The organism is Actinomadura bangladeshensis (genome assembly GCF_004348335.1).
In the GTDB taxonomy this organism is placed as follows: domain Bacteria; phylum Actinomycetota; class Actinomycetes; order Streptosporangiales; family Streptosporangiaceae; genus Spirillospora; species Spirillospora bangladeshensis.
The window spans coordinates 1-6,355 of sequence record NZ_SMJW01000359.1 but is presented as its reverse complement, the minus strand read 5'-3'; the positions used below and the strand labels follow the sequence as shown (position 1 = coordinate 6,355).

General features: G+C 72.3%; 7 protein-coding genes. 4 read left to right on the top strand and 3 right to left on the bottom strand.

The window, feature by feature from the left end:
- Positions 1-330: 330 nt before the first annotated feature.
- Positions 331-519, top strand: coding sequence for a hypothetical protein (locus tag E1284_RS37475; protein ID WP_131944892.1), 189 nt, complete (start codon positions 331-333; stop codon positions 517-519).
- Positions 520-610: 91 nt separating this feature from the next.
- Positions 611-1,093, top strand: a complete 483-nt coding sequence (locus E1284_RS37470) for a hypothetical protein (protein WP_131944891.1) — start codon at positions 611-613, stop codon at positions 1,091-1,093.
- A gap of 43 nt (positions 1,094-1,136) precedes the next feature.
- Here the strand turns inward: E1284_RS37470 and E1284_RS42140 are convergent, their stop codons facing one another.
- The 3 genes from E1284_RS42140 to E1284_RS37455 all read right to left on the bottom strand — a co-directional run bounded on the left by E1284_RS42140 (position 1,137) and on the right by E1284_RS37455 (position 4,298).
- Positions 1,137-1,670, bottom strand: a complete 534-nt coding sequence (locus E1284_RS42140) for a hypothetical protein (protein WP_165965579.1) — start codon at positions 1,668-1,670, stop codon at positions 1,137-1,139.
- A gap of 76 nt (positions 1,671-1,746) precedes the next feature.
- A complete protein-coding gene (locus E1284_RS37460; RefSeq protein WP_131944890.1) occupies positions 1,747-2,547 on the bottom strand; it encodes a thioesterase family protein in 801 nt (266 codons plus the stop codon).
- Positions 2,548-2,591: 44 nt separating this feature from the next.
- On the bottom strand, positions 2,592-4,298 hold the full coding sequence (locus E1284_RS37455; protein WP_131944889.1) for an LCP family protein: 1,707 nt from the start codon (positions 4,296-4,298) through the stop codon (positions 2,592-2,594).
- Between the two features lie 269 nt (positions 4,299-4,567).
- Between E1284_RS37455 and E1284_RS37450 the strand changes: the two genes are divergently transcribed.
- Both E1284_RS37450 and E1284_RS37445 read left to right on the top strand, forming a co-directional pair.
- Positions 4,568-5,620: a glycosyltransferase family 2 protein gene (locus E1284_RS37450; RefSeq protein WP_131944888.1), complete on the top strand. Its 1,053-nt coding sequence runs from the start codon at positions 4,568-4,570 to the stop codon at positions 5,618-5,620.
- Positions 5,621-5,723: 103 nt separating this feature from the next.
- Positions 5,724-6,355: hypothetical protein (locus E1284_RS37445; protein ID WP_131944887.1), on the top strand; the 632-nt coding region annotated here is incomplete at its 3' end.

Genomic DNA, 6,355 nt, shown 5'->3' with positions numbered 1-6,355 from the left:
GCTCGCCGAGTCGGGCCGCTACGAGCGCGAGTCGGCGCCCGGCACCGGCCCGCTGCGGCTCGACGCGCTCGCCTCGCTGCGCTGATGCTGTCACCACGTCGTTGATCTGCGGCGTGTTGTTGCTTCCGGCGCGCTCATAACAACAACACGCCGCAAGTCAACGCACTCGGTGCGGCGAGGGCGTTCGAAACGCTGCAATCCCGAGCTGCCGGAGCTGCTGGGACACGGTCGACGGGGTCAGGTGCAGCGCTTCCGCCGCCGCGGTGTCCGCCGAAAAAAGCACGGGCGGCTTCCATGGGCGGCGAGTAGGATTCACGCCCCGGAGGAGCGATGAGTAGAAGGCGTTTTGTCGCGAGGGGCGTGCCGGGCGGTTACCGGATCTGGGACAACAAGGCGCGCCGCTGGTGGGGCGACCTCTACGACCTGTGTCCGGACGACCTCCTGAGCGAACTGAACGGCGCCGCCGACCCCGAGAAGATCGCCGTTCTGCTCAAGCGCTACCGAACCCTGAAACGCTGAACGGCGATCAACTGTCAGCCTGCTCTCCTGATCTGCAGGGGCGCCGTTCGGGCATATTGCAGACGGAACTCTTCCGTGGAATGGAGAAGGCGTGGGCGACTATGTCGATGTGGTGCGGGAGCGGATGGTCGCCGATGGGTGCGAGGTGACCACCGAGCAGGTCGGCGGGCTCTCGGCGCTCGTCGGGTACCGCTCGAACTGGCGGGCGCTTTCCAAGATGCACCTGTTCACCGTCGTCGCGGAGAGCGAGAGCGTCGATGTCGAAACGCTGGAGCAGTTCACGCGTGCGGCCAGTTCGCTCGCGAAGAACCGCAAGGGTGCCATGCGGGGGGCGCAGTCGGGGATCCTGGTGATCGCGGCGCTGGTCACCGAGTACGCCGAGGAGACCGCCAAGGTGCGGGCGGGCAGGCCGTTCCGGCAGGGGACCGGCGGGTTCGCCGCCCTCGTCCAGCCGGCGGTGGTCGACCTGACCGACCAGGCGGTGTACTCGTTCCGGGGACGCAGGATCTGGGGCGCCCTGTTCGCCTCCTACCTCCGGAAGAAGAACATGCTGTACCTGCCGGATCCGCAGTAGCGGGGACGGGCGCCCTTCGCCGCCCGTCCCCGGCGGCGCCGCATCAGTCGCGGGAGATCTTCAGGCTGATCGTGCCGTCCCGGTTCAGCTTCGGACGGAACGTGATGCCGTTGTTCGTCACGCTGGAGCCGGAGCGCGTGGCGTACATCGTGCTGACCATCCTGCCGTCCCGGCCGCTGCTGGAAAGGGTGACCAGGTTCCCGTCGATCCCGATGTGCACCGGGTCGAGCTTGTACTTCTTGTCGAACCTGATGGTCTGGTCGTCGTGGATCTTGATCTCGCACTCGGCGTCCGCGCACTCCTCGGGCCCCTTGGCGTCCGCACCGGTGTCGACGCCGGCGCCCGCGCCGGTGTCGGCGGCGGGGTCCTCGCCGTCCGCGGCGGGCGGCGGGGCCGACTGCGCCGGCGGGTCCTGGGCGGCGGGCGGCGCGGCCGGCTGCGGCTGGGCCGCGACGACCGGCGGTGCCGGGTCGGGCGCGGGCGGCGGGGCCGCGGCCGCGGCGGCGGCGATGCCCGCGGTGAGGGCCACCGACGCGGCGGCGGTCGTGGTGAGCAGGCCGAGAAGTCGTGTCGACATCCTCTGGTCTCCTAGGATCGATGACTGCGATCTGTCACTGATCCACTACCCAAAGTGATCATGCGGGAACCCGCAGTCAGCCGCGCTCGTCCACCAGCATGGTCTGCAGGGCCCGGCCGAACTCGCCGGACCGGTCCGCCAGGGTCGCCTGGCAGAGGGCGCTGCCGCCCGCGCTCGCGTCCAGGGACGCGCCCATGCACAGCCATTCGCCGACCGGGTCGCGGTGCAGCGCGACCGTCAGGTCGGTGTTGATGATCAGCCACTTGGAGAGGTCGAGCTGGCTGCCGACGCCGGACGCGCTGTCGGCCAGCGTCAGCGCCCGGACGAGCGGCGTGTCGGTCTCCCCGGCGACCAGCGGGACGCGGGAGCGCGCCCAAGCCGTCCCCGGGCCCGGCCGGCCGAACCCTCCGTCGATCAGCCGCCACTCCATCGCCGACAGGTATCCGCCCACGTGAAGGTCGCGCCACTTCTCGAACGGCGGCGTCGAGTCGGGGAGGGGCGGCGGGGGCGCCGCGTGGACGACGGAGGCCAGGTGCGACGGGGCGGCCAGGATGCGCCAGGCGGTCGCGCGGACGATCGTCCGCCCCTCATGGCTGATCTCGCCCTCCAGGTGCGCGACCCTCCGGCCGGGGCGGACGACCCGGACGCCCACCCGCAGTTCGGCCACCGGGACGGGGCTCAGGATCTCGACCGTCACCCGGGCCACCCGGGTGCCGGGCGCGGGGTCGTGCCGCTCGAAGGCCCGTCCGATCAGCGCCGACACCGGGCCGCCGTGCTGCAGGCCGGGCGACCAGGGGCCCGCCGTGGCGGCGGTGCTGGCGAACCGGCCGCCGCCCAGCGGCTCGTAGAACGCCTCGGCGGGCGCGTCCTCGCTCATGCGGCTCCTTCCCCACGTCCTAGAACATCATTCTAGACAGGGGTTCAGGCGCAGAGCTTCGAGGTGGCCGTGCCCGTCTCGATCGCGGGCTCGGCGGACGGCGACGCGCTCGGGGTCACCTTCACCTTCTTCACACCGTCCCAGTTCGCGCCGACCATGACCTGCACGCGCGAGCCCAGCGCCGACACCTTCTTCAGCTTCGCCCCCGGGATCGCGGCGGCCAGCGTCTTGGCCGAGTCCTCCCGGTCGGGGCCGTACTGGATCTGGGTGGTCTGCAGGCCGCGCCGCGCCACGCCCGGCGCGACGGTCACCTTGAAGCCGAGATCCCGCAGCTGGCCGCCCGCCCTGGTGGCGAGGCCGCGGGTGCCGATCGCGTTCAGGACGCGGACGGAGATGTCCTCCGGCGGCACGGTCAGCGCGTCCTCGGGCTTCTGCGTCGGCGAGGCGCTCGGCTTCGCGGCCTGCCGGTCGAGCGGCTGGTCGCGCCTGATCCGGGTGAACAGGTCCTGCGCCTTGCCGCGGTCCCACTGGACGGTCGACTGCGCGGTCGGCGCGTTCCACAGGACGGCGTTGTAGTCGGGGTTGGACAGCGGGACGTTCGCGAACGTGACGTCGTCGGTCGACAGGTCCTTCATCTGGTCGGCGAGCTTCGGCAGGTTGTCGGCCAGCTTCTCGTCGACGCGCAGCGACTTCAGCGACGCGTTCAGGAACCTCGTCGACTTCACCGGGTCGCTCAGCGTCTTCGTCGACAGCGCCTGCTTCATCATCGCCGCCATGAACTGCTGCTGCCGGTCGATGCGGCCGAGGTCGCTGCCGCCGGTCAGCGTGTAGCGGGCGCGGGCGAAGGCGAGGGCCTTCAGGCCGTCCACGTGGGATGTGCCGGCGGGCAGCTTCAGGCCGCTCTTCGGGTCGTCCACCGCCTGCTCGGTGCAGACGTCGACGCCGCCGAGCGCGTCCACCATGCGGACGAACCCGTAGAAGTTCACCTCGACGTAGTGGTCGATGGCCACGCCCGTCGCCTGCTTGATCGTGCTGACCGTGAGGTCGGGCCCGCCGAACTGGTACGCCCAGGTCAGCTTGCCCGGACGGGCCGGGACCCGCGTCCCCTTCGCGCCCTCCGAGCCGTTCGACCTGTGCGAGGGGATCGTGACGTAGGAGTCGCGCGGCAGGCTCACCACGGACACCCGGTCGTGGTCGCGCGACACGTGCACCAGCAGCATCGTGTCCGAGCGCTCCCCGGCGTCGTGGCCGAGCTTCGCCGCCTTCTGCTGCGCCTTCGTCAGCCCCTCGCGCCGGTCGACGCCCGCGACGAGGATCGTCATCGCGCCCTTCGGGTCGTTCCCGCCCCTGCCGAGCCCGTTCACCGACACCTTGTCGATCATGCCGGTGACGTAGTTCTGGAACGCCCACGCGCCGCCCGAGGTCGCCAGCACGACCGCCGACATCGTCCCGGTCAGGGTGAGGAAGCGCTTCTGCCGGCGGGCGCTCATCGCGGCGCGCGGGCTCAGCCCCCGGCCGGGACGGCGCGGGCCGCGCGGGCCGTCCACCGTCACCCGCGGCGCGGGCATCCCGTCGATCGTCACGCCCTCGATGCCGGCGCCGCCGTCCTCGTCCGGGACCGGCCGGGCGCCCGGCCGCGGCCGGAAGTAGCGCTCCAGCGGGTCCGGCTCCGCCGGACGGCCCCCATCGCGGCTCCCGTCGCGGCCGGCACCGCGGCGGTCGCCGCGACCCGAGTCGTGCCCGTCTGCCATGCCGGCCGCCGCCTCCCGAAGATCACGTTCCGCCGTGCGTCCCACCACTCTAAAGTGGGGAGCGCCCGTCCGTTCGCTACCTGGACCTCGTGTCCTTGCAGTAACGTGGCGCCGTCTTGACCACACCCCGGCGGCCCGCACGCGAACCTGGGTGGCGTGGGCTGCGTCAGGCAAGCGAGCAAGAGAGGAAGGGGCGCCCGCCTCCGGTCCCTCCGGCAGGCGCGCGTCCGCGAGCCCACATGAATTCGTCTCCCCGTGCCCACCGCGCCATGAACCAGGAAACCCAGTACGCCGTGAAGACCCGTCCCGACTCCGGTGAGCGCACCTGGCCGGCGGTGTCGGTGGTGATGCCCGTCCTGAACGAGCAGCGCCATCTCGCCGAGGCCGTGCGCGGCATCCTGACCCAGGAGTACCCCGGCGAGCTCGAGCTCGTGCTCGCGATCGGGCCGTCCCGCGACCGCACCGAGGAGATCGCCCGGAAGCTGGCCGCCGAGGACCCGCGCGTCCTGGTCGTCGCCAACCCGACCGGGCGCACCCCGCAGGGCCTGAACATCGCGATCAAGGCGTCGCAGTACTCGATCATCGTCCGGGTGGACGGGCACTCGCTGCTGCCCGCCGACTACGTCCGCGCGGCCGTCGAGACGATGGAGGAGACCGGCGCCGACAACGTCGGCGGGATCATGGCGGCCGAGGGCGTCACCCCGTTCGAGAAGGCGGTGGCGCGGGCGATGACGTCCAAGCTCGGCGTCGGCAACGCCCGGTTCCACACCGGCGGCGAGGCGGGCGAGGTGGAGACCGTCTACCTCGGGACGTTCCGGCGCAGCGCGCTCGACCGGGTCGGCGGCTACGACGAGACGTTCGTCCGCGCCCAGGACTGGGAGATGAACCACCGCATCCGGGAGACCGGCGGCCGCATCTTCTTCACCCCGCGCATGCGGGTCACCTACCGGCCGCGCCCGAACCTGCGGGCCCTCGCCAAGCAGTACTTCCACACCGGGCGCTGGCGGCGCGTCGTCGGCCGCGAGCACCAGGGGACGCTGAACCTGCGCTACCTCGCCCCGCCGATCGCCGTGGTCGCGATGACGGCGGGCGCCGTCGCCGGGCTGTTCGGGTTCTGGCCGGGCTGGATCCTGCCCGGCGGGTACGCGGCCGCGATGATCGCGGGCGCCGCCGTGGAGGGACGCGGGCTCCCGCTCGCGGCCTGGGTACGGCTGCCGCTGGTGTTCGCCACCATGCACCTGACCTGGGGCGTCGGGTTCCTGACCAGCCCGCCGCGGCTCGGCCAGCCCACTCCGGCGAAACCCGGCGAATCCGTCCAGTAGCGGGCAGAAGGTAAATCCACCATCGAACCGGCGTGCGTTTCCGCACGTCTGAGGGTTAGGTTCGACAGGATCTTGCCCGCCGACCGGGCACTGGAGGGTGGACATGTCCAACGGAGCGCGCCACGGCCTCGGCGTGGTGGCCGGCCTCGTGCTGGCGCCGATCGTCGCCGCGAGCCTCATGTACGGCACGAACAAGCTGCGCATGGTCATGACGTTCGGCTACGCGCGGTTCCGGAGCTACCACGGCGAGGAGCTCTGGATCGGCGCCGGGCTGATCCTGCTGGCGGCGGTCCTGCTCGGCCTCCTGACGGGCAGCCGCCTGTCGCCGGTCGCCTCGCTGATCCCGGGCGCCGCGTTCACGCTCGTCGGCCTGATCTGGTTCGCGTCGCCCAGCTGGGCGGTCCAGCACGCCGGCCGGGACGTGATGACGCGCGACATGTACCTCGGCTACACCGCGCTGGGCTCGATGGGGATCCTCTTCCTGCTCGGCGTGCTGCTCCTCGTGGCGTCGCTGGCGCCGTCCCGGTGGAAGGCCCGCGCCGCGGCCGGGGCCGCGCCGCGCTTCGCCGGTCCGCCGCCCGCGCCGATGGGTCCGCCGCCGATGCCCGGCGGCCCCGCCCCGATGGGCGTGGCCCCGATGGGCGCTGCGCCCATGGGCGCGCCCCAGCCGCCGCCGTCGCAGAGCCCGTCCTGGCAGGGCGCGCCCCAGCCCCAGTTCGGCGCGCCCTGCCAGGA